This window comes from Streptomyces sp. SID5785, from assembly GCF_009870065.1.
GTDB lineage: Bacteria > Actinomycetota > Actinomycetes > Streptomycetales > Streptomycetaceae > Streptomyces.
Genome location: NZ_WWIA01000368.1, coordinates 1 through 13,377, shown reverse-complemented (window position 1 = coordinate 13,377; position 13,377 = coordinate 1). Strand labels below are relative to the sequence as shown.

Annotated in this window: 11 protein-coding genes; 10 read left to right on the top strand and 1 reads right to left on the bottom strand. The window is 73.5% G+C overall.

The genetic code is table 11. The annotated features are described in order from the left end of the window. A partial coding sequence (locus GTW43_RS12060; RefSeq protein ID WP_161301648.1) for a radical SAM protein occupies positions 1-716 on the bottom strand: 716 nt, incomplete at its 3' end. Between the two features lie 146 nt (positions 717-862). Here GTW43_RS12060 and GTW43_RS12055 point away from each other — a divergent pair. The 10 genes from GTW43_RS12055 to GTW43_RS12010 all read left to right on the top strand — a co-directional run. After that, complete coding sequence (locus tag GTW43_RS12055) at positions 863-1,306, top strand: SRPBCC family protein (protein ID WP_161301638.1); 444 nt, start codon at positions 863-865, stop codon at positions 1,304-1,306. A 186-nt stretch (positions 1,307-1,492) separates the two neighbouring features. Further along, the gene (locus tag GTW43_RS12050; protein WP_161301639.1) at positions 1,493-3,931 is read left to right on the top strand and encodes an MFS transporter; all 2,439 of its coding nucleotides are present in this window, start codon (positions 1,493-1,495) and stop codon (positions 3,929-3,931) included. A 171-nt stretch (positions 3,932-4,102) separates the two neighbouring features. Beyond that, positions 4,103-4,936 carry a M55 family metallopeptidase gene (locus GTW43_RS12045; RefSeq protein ID WP_161301640.1) on the top strand — a complete coding sequence of 278 codons (834 nt, stop codon included), beginning with the start codon at positions 4,103-4,105 and terminating at the stop codon, positions 4,934-4,936. Continuing rightward, a complete protein-coding gene (locus GTW43_RS12040) occupies positions 4,929-6,272 on the top strand; it encodes a M20/M25/M40 family metallo-hydrolase (RefSeq protein WP_161301641.1) in 1,344 nt (447 codons plus the stop codon). Before GTW43_RS12045 ends, GTW43_RS12040 begins: the two co-directional genes overlap by 8 nt. Before the next feature lie 91 nt (positions 6,273-6,363). Next, the gene (locus GTW43_RS12035) at positions 6,364-8,367 is read left to right on the top strand and encodes a prolyl oligopeptidase family serine peptidase (protein ID WP_237536547.1); all 2,004 of its coding nucleotides are present in this window, start codon (positions 6,364-6,366) and stop codon (positions 8,365-8,367) included. Next, positions 8,364-9,314 (top strand): LD-carboxypeptidase, encoded by a 951-nt coding sequence (locus GTW43_RS12030; RefSeq protein WP_161301646.1) that lies wholly within the window; start codon positions 8,364-8,366, stop codon positions 9,312-9,314. The genes GTW43_RS12035 and GTW43_RS12030 overlap by 4 nt, the downstream gene beginning before the upstream one ends. 199 nt (positions 9,315-9,513) lie before the next feature. Then, positions 9,514-11,298, top strand: coding sequence for a CocE/NonD family hydrolase (locus tag GTW43_RS12025; RefSeq protein WP_343245977.1), 1,785 nt, complete (start codon positions 9,514-9,516; stop codon positions 11,296-11,298). A 153-nt stretch (positions 11,299-11,451) separates the two neighbouring features. Further along, positions 11,452-11,694 carry a lipopolysaccharide assembly protein LapA domain-containing protein gene (locus GTW43_RS12020; protein WP_161301644.1) on the top strand — a complete coding sequence of 81 codons (243 nt, stop codon included), beginning with the start codon at positions 11,452-11,454 and terminating at the stop codon, positions 11,692-11,694. 28 nt (positions 11,695-11,722) lie between these two features. Next, the gene (locus GTW43_RS12015) at positions 11,723-12,298 is read left to right on the top strand and encodes a GNAT family N-acetyltransferase (protein ID WP_161301643.1); all 576 of its coding nucleotides are present in this window, start codon (positions 11,723-11,725) and stop codon (positions 12,296-12,298) included. Positions 12,299-12,384: 86 nt separating this feature from the next. Continuing rightward, positions 12,385-13,377 (top strand): DUF5107 domain-containing protein (locus GTW43_RS12010; protein WP_161301642.1); only part of this gene is annotated, 993 nt, incomplete at its 3' end.

The window sequence follows — 13,377 nt, the reverse complement described above, 5'->3', positions numbered from 1 at the left end:
TCGGGTGCCATCAGCACCCCGCACCCGACCCCCGCGTCGGTGAGCGCCCGGACCACGTCAAGCCGGCGCTCGGGCGCGGGCGTGCCCGGCTCGACCGTGCGCCACAGCTCCTGGTCGACGAAGCCGACCGAGACCGAGACGCCGACGTCGGTGACCTCGGCCGCCTGCCGCAGCAGCGGCAGGTCGCGCAGGATCAGTGTCCCCTTCGTCAGGATGCTGAACGGGTTCGCGTAGTCGCGCAGCGCCTCCAGGATGCCCGGCATCAGGCGGTAGCGGCCCTCCGCGCGCTGGTAGCAGTCGACATTGGTGCCCATCGCGATGTGGTCGCCGTGCCAGCGGCGGGAGCCGAGCTGGTGGCGCAGCAGGGCCGGCGCGTTGACCTTCACCACGATCTGGCTGTCGAAGCCGAGCCCGGTGTCCAGGTCGAGATAGCGGTGGGTGTTCCGCGCGAAGCAGTACACGCACGCGTGGGTGCAGCCCCGGTACGGATTGACCGTCCACTCGAACGGCATCCGGGAGGCTCCCGGCACCCGGTTCACGATCGAGCGGGCCCGGATCTCGTGGAAGGTCACCCCGGCGAACTCGGGGGTGTCGATCGTGCGGCTCGTCACCGCGTCCGCGCCGAACAGCGCGGCGTCGGGGGTGCGGCCGTGCTCGCCGCGGCCGTCACCGGGGTCGGTGGAGCCGGTCGGGTCGGTGAGGTTGTCCCAGCGCATGACGCCTCCTCGCTAGCATCGGCCCCAGAATAGAACACATGTTCCCTTGATCGTGCGAGCCTCGCCACGACCCGGATTTGGTGGCGGGTACGGCGGGTGGTTGGCTGGGGCGAACCCCTGAGGAACCAAGTGCTGGAGGAACAGTCATGGCGCAGGTCGAGGCCACCACGGAGCGTGTCGTCGCCGCGAAGCCGGACGACGTGTTCGACGCCCTCGCCGACTACAGCGGCACCCGCGCGAAGCTGCTGCCCGAGCACTTCAGCGAGTACGAGGTGCGCGAGGGCGGCGACGGCGAGGGCACCCTCGTGCACTGGAAGCTCCAGGCCACCAGCAAGCGCGTCCGCGACTGCCTGCTGGACGTCGGCGAGCCCACCGAGGGCGAGCTCGTCGAGAAGGACCGCAACTCCTCGATGGTCACCACCTGGCGCGTCACCCCGGCCGGCGAGGGCAGCTCCCGGGTCACCGTGACGAGCGTCTGGAACGGGGCGGGCGGCATCGGCGGCTTCTTCGAGAAGACCTTCGCGCCCAAGGGGCTCGGCCGCATCTACGACGCGGTCCTCGCCAAGCTCGCCGCCGAGGTCGAGAAGTGACGCTCGCGCACTGATTCACCGCTCACCGTTTCGAGTGGTTTTCGTTTCGCGCCGGTTGTACGCCGTAGGGCTCCGACCGGCGCATTCGTCGATCACGCCCCCGTGAGCAGGCCCTCGTCTCACTTGCCCCTCGTTGTCGCGTAATGCGAGAAATGGGCGGCGCAAGGGCGACGAGGGGAGCTGCAGGTGGGCACGACGACGCTGGAGACCGAGGCGGTCGGGGGCCCGGTGACGGCCCCCGCACCGGACCCGGTCGCCGTGGCGGGACCGGCCCGGGACGCCACGGCGCACCGGCAGACCGCCCTCGAGGGGCAGTTGCCCGCGCACGGGCTCACCCCGCGCCGGGTGCGCATGGTCTTCCTCGGCCTCATGCTCGCCCTGCTGCTCGCCGCGCTCGACCAGATGATCGTCGCCACCGCGCTCCCGAAGATCGTGGGCGAGCTGCACGGCCTCGACAAGATGTCCTGGGCGATCACCTCCTACCTGCTGACCTCCACGATCGGCCTGCCGATCTACGGCAAGCTCGGTGACCTCTTCGGCCGCAAGGGCGTCTTCCTCTTCGCCATCGGCGTGTTCGTGATCGGCTCCGCGCTCTGCGGGCGCGCCGGGAGCATGGACCAGCTCATCGCGTACCGCGCCGTCCAGGGCATCGGCGCCGGCGGCCTCATGATCGGCGTGCAGGCGATCATGGGCGACATCGTGCCGCCGCGCGAACGCGGGCGCTACATGGGCCTGATCGGCGCCGCGTTCGGCCTCGCCTCCGTCGCCGGACCGCTGCTCGGCGGCTACTTCACCGACCACCTCTCCTGGCGCTGGTGCTTCTACATCAACGTGCCGTTCGGCCTGGTCACCCTCGCCGTCACCGCGGTGGTCCTCAAGCTGCCCAGGCCCACCGCGAAGGCGCGGCTGGACGTCCTGGGCGCTCTGCTGCTGGCCGCCGCCTCCACCTGCCTGGTCCTGCTGACCAGTTGGGGCGGCACCGAGTACGCGTGGGGCGACCGGGTCATCCTCGGACTCGGCGCGGGCGCCCTCGTCTCCACGGTGCTCTTCGTCGTCGCCGAGAAGTACGCGGCCGAACCCCTCATCCCGCTGCGACTGTTCCGCGACTCCGTGTTCAACCTGAGCGGGCTCGTCGGCATGGTCGTCGGCGTCGCCCTCTTCGGCGCGGCCAGCTATCTGCCGACCTTCCTGCAGATGGTCGACGGCGCCAGCGCCACCGAGTCCGGGCTCCTCATGCTCCCGATGATGGGCGGCGTCGTCGGCGCGTCCATCATCTCGGGCCAGCTCATCAGCCACACCGGCCGCTACCGCATCTACCCCATCCTCGGCAGCGCCCTGTCCACGGTCGGCATGTACCTCCTGTCCCGCCTGGAGGTCGACACCCCGCGCCTGGAGTACAGCGTCTACATGGCCGTGCTCGGCGCCGGCATCGGCCTGATCATGCCGGTGCTCGTGCTGGCCGTGCAGAACTCGGTGCGCCCCTCCGACCTCGGCACCGCCACGAGCGCCAACAACTACTTCCGGCAGATCGGCGGCAGCGTCGGCGCCGCCATCTTCGGCACCCTCTTCGCGAACCGCCTCGCCGACGCCCTGCGCGACCGGCTGCCCGCCGGCGGCAGCGGCGGCCCCGACGGCGAATCGATCACCCCGCAGCTCGTCCACGCCATGCCCGCCGCGCTGCGCACCCCGTACATCGAGGCGTACGCCGACGCGATGCCGCGGATCTTCCTCTACTTGGTGCCGGTCCTCGTCCTGGGCCTGCTCCTCGCCTTCTTCCTCAAGGAGACACCCCTGTTGTCCAGCGCCGCCCCCACCCCCGCCACCGAACACCCGGTGATCCCCGCCCAGGAGCGGTCCCCGCACCCCGCGGGCGTCCCGGTCTGCGGCACCGTCCAGCACCCCGACGGCACCGTGGTGCCCCGGGCCGCCCTCACCCTGATCGACGTCGGCGGGACCCAGATCGGGCGCGGCGCGAGCGGGGACGACGGACGCTACGCGCTCTCCACACCCGGTACCGGCTCGTACGTGCTGATCGCCGCGGCGGGCGGCCACCAGCCGCAGGCCGTCACCGTCACGGTGGGGGAGCGGCCCGTCGAGCTCGACGTCGTGCTCGGCGGCGCGGGGCGCCTGACCGGCTGTGTCGTCACCGCGGACGGCTCCCCGGTGCGGGACGCGACGGTCACCCTGACGAACGTGCACGGCGAGGTCGTCGCGACCACCCGCAGCGCCCGCGAGGGCAGTTACGTCATCACCGAGCTCGTCGCCGGGGAGTACACCCTGGCCGCCAGCGCGCCCGCGTTCCGGCCGGCCGCGCTGCCGGTGACCGTGATGGCGGCGCGCGAGACCCGCCAGGACGTCGAGCTCGCCGGAGGCGCCGTCCTGCGGGGCACCGTACGGGCGCTCGGCGGACGCCCCGTCGAGGACGCCCGCGTCACCCTGCTCGACGCCGCGGGCAACGTGGTGGACACGCTGACGACGGGCGCGGACGGGACCTTCCGCTTCGTCGACCTGTCGTCCGGCGAGTACACGGTGATCGCGGCGGGGTACCCGCCGGTCGCGACCGTGCTCCAGGTGGCCGGCGGCGGCCGCACCGAGCGGGATCTCCAGCTGGGGCACGAGGACTGACGGGGCGTCCGGTCGCCGTGCACCGGACGCGGCACGCCCTGTCCGCGCCGTACCGTGCACAGGGCTCTGACGAGCGGAAACTGCGCCTTCCGGGTGTGACATCGGTCTATACCACTGAGAGTTATCCACAGGCCTGGTGAGCGGCGGCCCGATCCGCGTACGGTGCTGGCCATGAAGATCCTCATCAGCGCCGACATGGAGGGCGCCACGGGTGTGACCTGGCCCGCCGACGTGCTCCCCGGCACCCCTCAATGGGAGCGCTGCCGCTCGATGTTCACGTCGGACGTGAACGCGGCGGCGCTCGGCTTCCTCGACGGCGGCGCCGACGAGGTGCTCGTCAACGAGGCGCACTGGACGATGCGCAACCTGCTGCTCGAGCAGCTCGACGACCGCGTCGAGATGCTCACCGGCCGCCACAAGTCGCTCTCCATGGTCGAGGGCGTCCAGCACGGCGACATCGACGGCATCGCTTTCATCGGGTACCACGCGGGCGCCGGCATGGAGGGCGTCCTCGCGCACACCTACCTGGCCAACCAGATCACGGGCGTCTGGGTCAACGACGTCCGGGCGAGCGAGGGCCTGCTCAACGCGCACGTGGTCGCCGAGTACGGCGTCCCCGTCGTCCTCGTCACGGGCGACGACCACGCCTGCGACGACGCCCTCGGGTACGCGCCCGAGGCCCGCAAGGTCGCCGTCAAGGACCACGTCTCCCGGTACGCGGCCGTGTGCCGCACCCCCGCGCGCACCGCCGCCGACATCCGGGCCGCGGCCGCCGACGCCGCGTCGCTCGCCGTGCGGCACGCACCCGTGCAGGCCGGCCCCTTCACCGTCGAGGTCGAGTTCGACGCCGAGCACCTCGCCATGGCCTCGACCGTCGTCCCCGGGGTCGAGCGCACCGGCGAGCGGCGCATCGCCTACACCCACGCGACCATGTACGAAGGCATCCGCACGTTCAAGGCCGTGACCACGATCGCCTCGGCCGCGGTGGAGGAGCAGTATGGCTGAGCAGCACCCCGGGCCCGGCACCGTCGACGGGCAGGCCCTGGACGAGGTCGTCACGTTCACCTCGGACCTCATCCGCATCGACACCACGAACCACGGCGGCGGCGACTGCAAGGAGCGCCCCGCCGCCGAGTACGCCGCAGCGCTGCTCGCCGAGGCGGGCCTCGAGCCCACGATCCTCGAGCGCACCCCGGGGCGGGGGAACGTGGTGGCCCGCATCGAGGGCACCGACCCGTCGGCGGACGCCCTGCTCGTCCACGGGCACCTCGACGTCGTCCCGGCCGAGGCCGCCGACTGGAGCGTGCACCCGTTCTCCGGCGAGGTGCGCGACGGCGTCGTGTGGGGGCGCGGCGCCGTCGACATGAAGAACATGGACGCGATGATCCTCGCGACCGTGCGGAACTGGGCACGGACCGGGTTCCGGCCCCGCCGCGACATCGTCCTCGCTTTCACCGCGGACGAGGAGGCCAGCGCCGAGGACGGTTCGGGCTTCCTCGCCGACCGGCACGCCGCCCTGTTCGAGGGCTGCACGGAGGGCATCAGCGAGTCCGGCGCCTTCACCTTCCACGACGGCTCGGGCCGGCAGTTCTACCCGATCGCCGCGGGCGAGCGCGGCACCGGCTGGCTCAAGCTCACCGCACGGGGCAAGGCGGGCCACGGCTCGAAGGTCAACCCGGCCAACGCGGTGAGCAGGCTCGCCGCCGCCGTGTCCCGGATCGGCGAGCACCGCTGGCCGGTCCGCCTCACCCCGACGGTCCGCGCCGCCCTCCGGGAGATGGCCGCCGTCTACGGCATCGAGACCGACGTCGACGCGCCGGACTTCGACGTCGACGCGCTCCTGGAGCGGCTCGGCCCGGCCGCCGCCCTCGTCGCCCCGACCGTGCGCAACAGCAGCAACCCGACGATGCTGTCCGCCGGCTACAAGGTCAACGTGATCCCGGGCGAGGCCACCGCCCTGGTCGACGGGCGGTACCTGCCGGGCACCGAGGACGAGTTCCGCGCCACGCTGGACGCACTGACCGGACCCGACGTCGACTGGGACTACCACCACCGGGAGGTCGCGCTCCAGGCTCCGGTCGACGCTCCGGCCTTCGCCCGGATGCGGGCCGCGGTCGAGGAGTTCGCCCCCGAGGGACACGTCGTGCCGTACTGCATGTCGGGCGGCACCGACGCCAAGCAGTTCTCCCGCCTCGGCATCACGGGCTACGGCTTCGCGCCGCTCAAGCTCCCCGAGGGATTCGACTACCAGGCCCTCTTCCACGGAGTGGACGAGCGGGTCCCGGTGGAGGCGCTGCACTTCGGGGTGCGCGTGCTCGACCGGTTCCTGCGCACGGCCTGAACACGCACGCAGACAGAAGCGAACGGACTGGGCGAAGATGGCGGACGCGAAGGACACGGAGGAACCGGGCCACATGGGGGACGGGGACCAGATGGTGGACATCAAGGCGTACGGGTCGTGGCCGTCGCCGATCGACGCGGCGCTCGCCGCCGCGCACGACGGCCGGCCCGAGTACCCGGGCTTCGTCGGCGACGAGGCGTGGTGGACCGAGCCGCGCCCGGCCGAGGCCGGCCGCCGCGCCCTCGTCCGGCGCCGCCCCGACGGCTCCGAGCACGTGGTGCTGCCGGCCCCGTGGAACGTGCGCAGCCGCGTCATCGAGTACGGCGGCCGCCCCTGGGCCGGCACCGACCGCCCCGAGGGCCCGCTCGTCGTCTTCGTGAACTTCGCCGACCAGCGGCTCTACGCCTACGCGCCGGACGCGCCGGACGCCGCCCCGCGCCCGCTCACCCCGGTGTCCGCCCTCGGCGGCGGGCTGCGCTGGGCCGACCCGGTGCTCCGCCCCGCACACGGAGAGGTCTGGTGCGTCCTGGAGGAGTTCACCGGGGAGGGGCCCGGCGACGTGCGCCGCGTGCTCGCCGCCGTCCCGCTCGACGGATCGGCGGCCGAGGACCGGACCGCCGTCCGCGAACTGTCGGACGGCGCCCACCGGTTCGTCACCGGCGCCCGTCTCTCCCCGGACGGCCGGCACGCCGCGTGGCTCGGCTGGGACCACCCGCGCATGCCCTGGGACGGCACCGAGCTGCTGCTGTCCGAGGTCGCCGACGACGGCACGCTCGGCCCTGCCAGGACCGTCGCGGGCGGTCCCGCGGAGTCCGTCTGCCAGGCCGACTGGGCCACCGACGGGGCGCTCCTGTACTCCGGCGACGCGAGCGGCTGGTGGAACCTGTACCGGCTCGACGTGCCGGTCGCGGGCGGGGCGCCCGGCGCGGCCCGGCCGTTGTGCCCGCGCGACGAGGAGTTCGGCGGACCGCTGTGGAAGGTCGGCCTGACCTGGTTCGCGCCGCTGCCCGGCGGTCTCGTCGCCGTCGTGCACGGTGTGGGATCGACCGCGCTCGGCATACTCGACCCGGAGACCGGCGAGGTCGTCGACACCGCGGGCCCCTGGACCGAGTGGGCCTCGGCCGTCGCCGCGCACGGCACCCGGGTCGTCGGCGTCGCCGCCAGCCCGCGCACCGCCGCCGAGGTCGTCGAGCTCGACACCCGCACCGGGCGCGCCCGCGTGATCGGCGCCGCACACAGCGACCCGGTCGACCCGGCGTACTACCCGGAGCCGCAGATCCGCACGTTCGCCGGGCCCGACGGCAGGGACGTCCACGCCCACATCTACCCGCCGCACAGCCCGGACCACACGGCCCCCGACGGCGAGCTCCCGCCGTACGTGGTCTGGGCGCACGGTGGACCCACGAGCCACGCCCCGCTCGTCCTCGACCTGGAGATCGCCTACTTCACCTCCCGCGGCATCGGCGTCGCCGAGGTCAACTACGGCGGCTCGACCGGATACGGCCGGGAGTACCGCGAGCGGCTGCGCGAGCAGTGGGGCGTCGTCGACGTGGAGGACTGCGCCGCCGTCGCCCTCGCCCTCGCCGACGAGGGCACCGCCGACCGCGCGCGGCTCGCCGTCCGCGGCGGCAGCGCCGGCGGCTGGACCAGCGCGGCCTCCCTCACCAGCACCGACGTGTACGCGTGCGGCACGGTCATCTACCCGATCCTCGACCTGGCCGGCTGGGCCGAGGGAGAGACCCACGACTTTGAATCGCAGTACTTGGAGTCGCTGGTCGGGCCGCTCGCCGAGGTGCCGGCGCGGTACGCGGAGCGCTCGCCCGCCGAGCACGCCGACCGGCTCACCGTGCCCTTCCTGCTGTTGCAGGGGCTCGACGACGTGATCTGCCCGCCCGCCCAGTGCGAGCGCTTCCTCGCCCGCGTCGAGAGCCAGGGCCGCCGGGTCCCGCACGCGTACATCGCCTTCGAGGGGGAGGGGCACGGGTTCCGCCGCGCCGACACGATGATCCGCGCCCTCGAGGCCGAACTGTCGCTGTACGCACAGGTGTTCGGCCTGCACGTCGACGGGGTCCCCACCCTGGAGCTGACCAAGTGACGGACCCCGGCGCGCCGGCCGCGACGACACGCCCCGAGCGGCTCGCGCCGGGCGCCCGCGTCGCGGTCGTCGCCCCGAGCGGCCCCGTCCCCGAGGACCGGCTCGCCGGGGGCCTCGACGTCCTGCGGGGCTGGGGCCTGGAGCCGGTCGTGGCGCCGCACGTCCTCACCGCGCACCCGGAGTTCGACTACCTCGCGGGCACCGACGCCCAGCGCGCCGCCGACCTCCAGTGGGCCTGGTGCGCCCCGGACGTCGACGCCGTGTTCTGCGCGCGCGGCGGGTACGGGGCGCAGCGCATGGTCGAGCTGCTGGACTGGACGGCGATGCGCGCGGCGCTGCGGACGGGCCGGCCCAAGCCGCTCGTCGGCTACAGCGACATCACCGCGCTCCACGAGGCGTTCGCGGTGCGGCTCGGGGTGTCGACCCTGCACGGGCCCATGGTCGCCGCGGCGGACTTCGTCAAGGACGAGCGGGCCCGGGAGCATCTGCGGGCCACGCTGTTCGAGCCCGAGTCGGTGCGGACGATCACCGCGGCGGACGGGTACCGGGCACTCGTGCCCGGGGTCGCGGCGGGCGTGACGCTCGGCGGCTGTCTGTCGCTGCTGGCCGCGGAGCTCGGGGCACCGGCGGCGCGGGCCTCCGCGCGCGGTGCGCTGGTATGCCTGGAGGACGTGGGGGAGGAGGCGTACCGGATCGACCGGTACCTCACGCAGCTGCTGCGCGCGGGCTGGCTGGACGGGGCCGCCGGGTTCGTCCTCGGGTCCTGGCAGGACTGCGAGCCGGTGCGGGATCTGCTGGTGGACCGGCTCGGCGGACTCGGGGTCCCCGTGGTGGACGGGTTCGGATTCGGGCACGGCTCCGGGGCCCTGACGGTGCCGCTGGGGGTGCGGGCGGCGCTCGACGCGGAGGCCGGTTCCCTGACCCTCGACGTGCCGGCGCTGCGGTAGGCGGTCTCCGGGCCGGGCCGCACGGAGTCGCCCGCCGCGTCGCCGTCCGGCCCGCACCGTCCTTGCCTCGACGGGGACTTGACCGGGTGTCAGCCCGGAGAACAAACCCCGGCACACCCATTGACCGGCCCCTGACACGTGTCACACCATGACTCCGCCCGCGTACTTACCGGTCGGTACAACCTTGCGTGGAGGACCCGTGCCCCGACCCCGTCTCAAGCCGGCCATCGCCCTCGCCGCCGCGGCGTCCGCCCTGGCGACCCCTCTCGTGTGCACCGCGCCCGCCGCGGCCGCGGCCTCCGAGGACCCGTACACCGTCAGCGCGCTCACGTTCACCGTGCAGGCCGGCGGCCGCTCCTGCACCGTCGACGCGGACCTGTACCGGCCCACGGACGTCGACGCCGCCCACCCCGCCCCCGCCGTGCTCACCACGAACGGCTTCGGCGGCAGCAAGTCCGACGGCTCCACCGCCGCCACCGGCCGTGCCTTCGCCCAGCGCGGCTACGTGGCCCTCGTCTACTCCGGCCTCGGCTTCGGCAAGTCGGGCTGTCTCGTCTCCCTCGACGACCCCCGCATCGACGGCCGGGCCGCGTCGGCCCTCGTCGACTTCCTCGCCGGGACACGCGCCGCCGACGACGGCACCCGGGCCGACTACGTCACGGCCGACAAGAAGGGCGACCCGCGCGTCGGCATGATCGGCGGATCGTACGGCGGCGCCGTCCAGCTGGCGACCGCCGCGGTCGACCCCCGCGTCGACGCCCTCGTCCCGCTCATCACCTGGAACGACCTGGCCTACTCGCTCGACCCGCAGAACGCGGCCGACCGCGACGTCCCCGGCGTCTTCAAGTGGCAGTGGACCAACGGCTTCTACCTCATGGGCGAGGGCCAGCCGCTGCTCGTCCCTTCCCTCGACCCCTCCCGCATCAACAAGCTGACCTGTCTGCACTTCGTCGACGACGCCTGCGCGACGATCCGCACCCTCAACTCCGGCCGCTATCCGGCCGACCGCACCCGGGCCCTGCTCGACTACGCCCGCGGCGTCTCCCCGGTCTCGTACCTGAAGGACGTCAAGGCGCCCACCCTGCTCGTGCAGGGACAGGCCGACTCGCTGTTCAACCTGAACGAGGCGCGGGCGACCTACGACACCCTGCGCGCGCAGGGCACCACCGCCAAGATGATCTGGCAGTCCTGGGGGCACAGCGGCGGGCGGACCGACGCGGCGAGCGGCGAGCTCAACCTGTCGGAGGGCAACCTGGAGACGAGCTACGTCGGCCGCCGCGTCCTCGCCTGGTTCGACCGCTACCTGCACCACGACAAGGGCGTCGACACCGGTCCGGCCTTCGCCTACTACCGCGACTGGATCGGCGGCCCGGACGGCACCTACGCCACGGCCTCCGGCGTGCCCCCGCTGACGCGCACGCTGTACCTGTCGGGGGACGGCAAGCTCGTCGACGACCGCGGCAAGGTCGCCCGCGGCAGCCGCGAGTACCGCAACTGGCTGGTCCCGACGAGCCACTCCGAGTCCTCGCTCACCGGCATCATCGGGCTGCCCGACCCGGACCCGTACGACATCCGGGGCACCTACCTCGACTGGACGACCGACCCGCTGACCGCCGACACGGACGTCGTCGGCGCCCCGAAGGCCACCCTGAAGGTGATCTCGCCGAAGACCGAGCGGGTGCAGCACTCCGGCGACGCTGCCGACAAGCTCGTCCTCTTCGCGAAGCTGTACGACGTCGCCCCCGACGGCACCAGGACGCTCGTCCACCGGCTCGTCGCCCCGGTCCGCGTGCCGGACGTGACCCGGCCCTTCACCGTGACGCTGCCCGGCATCGTGCACCGGTACGAGAAGGGGCACCGGATCCGCTTCGTGATCGCGGCGAGCGACGACGCGTACGGCGGGAACAAGGGGATCAAGCCGGTGACCGTCACCAGCGCCCCCGGTGACACCGGCACCGTGGAGCTGCCGGTCGTCGCCCCCTGACCCGGCGGGCGGCCCGCCCCGGCCCGCCGCGACCCGCCGGGGCCGTCACCCGACCGGCCCACGGCCGCCGCGCACCCGCCGCGTCCCCCGCTCATGCTGGGCGGGGGAGGCGGCGGCCTCCGGCGGACCCACGGGCAAGGGAAGGGACGGCCGATGAGCCCCAAGGACACCGCGAGCTCCTCCGGGAGCCGCGCCACGAGCATGGTCACCCCGGGCCGGATCGGGATCCTGGTCCTGGTCGTCCTCGTTCTCGTCTTCATCTTCGAGAACACCCAGCAGGTCAGGATCCGGCTGCTGATCCCCGAGGTGTCCATGCCGCTCTACCTGGCGCTCGCCGCGGTCGCCCTCATCGGCGCCGCGTGCGGCGCCTACTTCGCGACCCGGCGCCGGACGTAGCCGATGCGCGCGGGGGTAGCCTGACGAGATGGCCGGAACCACTGCCGAGGGCGAGCGCGTCACGATCCGCCCCCTGACCCTCGACGACTGCGACGAGTTCACCCGGCGTGCCCGCGAGAGCCGGGAGCTGCACCGGCCCTGGCTCTTCCCGCCCACCGACGCCGCGTCGTTCGCCACCTACGCCGGCCGGCTGATCGACGCCGCGGACCGGCACGGATTCCTGGTGTGCGCACGGGACACCGGCGCCCTCGCCGGGTACGTCAGCATCAACAACGTCGTGCACGGCGCCTTCCGCTGCGGCGCCCTCGGCTACGGCGTCTTCGCGCACGCCGCGCGGCGCGGCCTGATGACCGAGGGGCTCGGACTCGTCGTCCGCCACGCCTTCGGACCGCTCGGACTGCACCGTCTGGAGATCAACGTCCAGCCGGGCAACGCCGCGTCCATCGCCCTCGCCCGCCGCACGGGCTTCCGTCTCGAGGGCTTCTCGCCCGACTTCCTGTACATCGACGGCGCCTGGCGCGACCACCAGCGCTGGGCGCTGACCACCGGCATGCTCGGTGCGCGCCGCTCCCCGCGCCCGCACGGCGCCTTTGCGCAATCCTGACCCGGTGGGCCCCTGGTCAGGGCGGCGCGAAGGATGTTCCATGGTCATCGGGGGCGGCCGGCGCTCCCGGGCGACGGGAGGCAGCCGTGACCGACATACGCCGCGAGGCACTGACCCTGCCGGGCGTCGCGTTGGGACCCACGAACCCGCTGCCACCCCTGCGCCCGCTCGACGAGATGCACGAACTCGACGAGCGCGACCGCGAGGAACTGCCGCTCGACATGGCCCGCCAGCTCGGCTACCGCCCGCTCACCAGCGTGCTGCCCGAGCGTGTCCGCGACGGTTACGGCCGCGACCGCGCCCCCGTCACGCTCGACACGATCGTCATCGAGAACGACCGGCTGCGCGCGACCGTCCTGCCCGGCCTCGGCGGCCGCATCGCCTCCCTGTGGCACAAGCCCACCGAGCGTGAACTCCTCTACCGCAACCCGGTGTTCCAGCCCGCCGACTTCGCGCTCAACGGTGCCTGGTACTCCGGCGGCATCGAGTGGAACATCGGCGCGACCGGACACACCGCCCTGTCCTGCGCCCCCGTGCACGCCGCACCGGTCGAGGCGCCCGACGGTGGCACGATGCTGCGCCTGTGGGAGTGGGAGCGGCTGCGCGACCTGCCCTTCCAGGTCGACCTGTGGCTCCCCGACGGCAGCGACTTCCTCTATGTGGGCGTGCGCGTCCGCAACCCGCACGAGAAGCCCGCGCCCGTGTACTGGTGGTCGAACATCGCGGTCCCCGAGGAGCGCCGGGTGCTCGCCCCCGCCGACGAGGCCTGGCACTTCGGCTACACCCGCAGCCTCACCCGTGTCCCGGTGCCGCGCTCCGCGGGGGCCGACCGCACGTACCCGCTCAACAGCCAGTTCCCCGCCGACTGGTTCTACGAGGTCGAGGACGGCCGACGGCGCTGGATCGCCGCGCTGGACGACGCCGGGCAGGGCCTCGTGCAGACCTCCACCGACCTGCTGCGCGGCCGCAAGCTCTTCGTGTGGGGCGCGGGCCCCGGCGGCCGCCGCTGGCAGCAGTGGCTCACCGAGCCCGGCACCGGCGGCTACTGCGAGATCCAGGCGGGCCTCGCCCGGACCCAG

What these genes read in the sequence shown, in the direction of transcription:
- GTW43_RS12045 (WP_161301640.1), top strand. Translation starts at nt 4,103, where the DNA reads ATGAAGATCCTCATCAGCGCCGACATGGAGGGCGCCACGGGTGTGACC.
- GTW43_RS12055 (WP_161301638.1), top strand. Translation starts at nt 863, where the DNA reads ATGGCGCAGGTCGAGGCCACCACGGAGCGTGTCGTCGCCGCGAAGCCG.
- GTW43_RS12040 (WP_161301641.1), top strand. Translation starts at nt 4,929, where the DNA reads ATGGCTGAGCAGCACCCCGGGCCCGGCACCGTCGACGGGCAGGCCCTG.
- GTW43_RS12035 (WP_237536547.1), top strand. Translation starts at nt 6,364, where the DNA reads ATGGTGGACATCAAGGCGTACGGGTCGTGGCCGTCGCCGATCGACGCG.
- GTW43_RS12015 (WP_161301643.1), top strand. Translation starts at nt 11,723, where the DNA reads ATGGCCGGAACCACTGCCGAGGGCGAGCGCGTCACGATCCGCCCCCTG.
- GTW43_RS12020 (WP_161301644.1), top strand. Translation starts at nt 11,452, where the DNA reads ATGAGCCCCAAGGACACCGCGAGCTCCTCCGGGAGCCGCGCCACGAGC.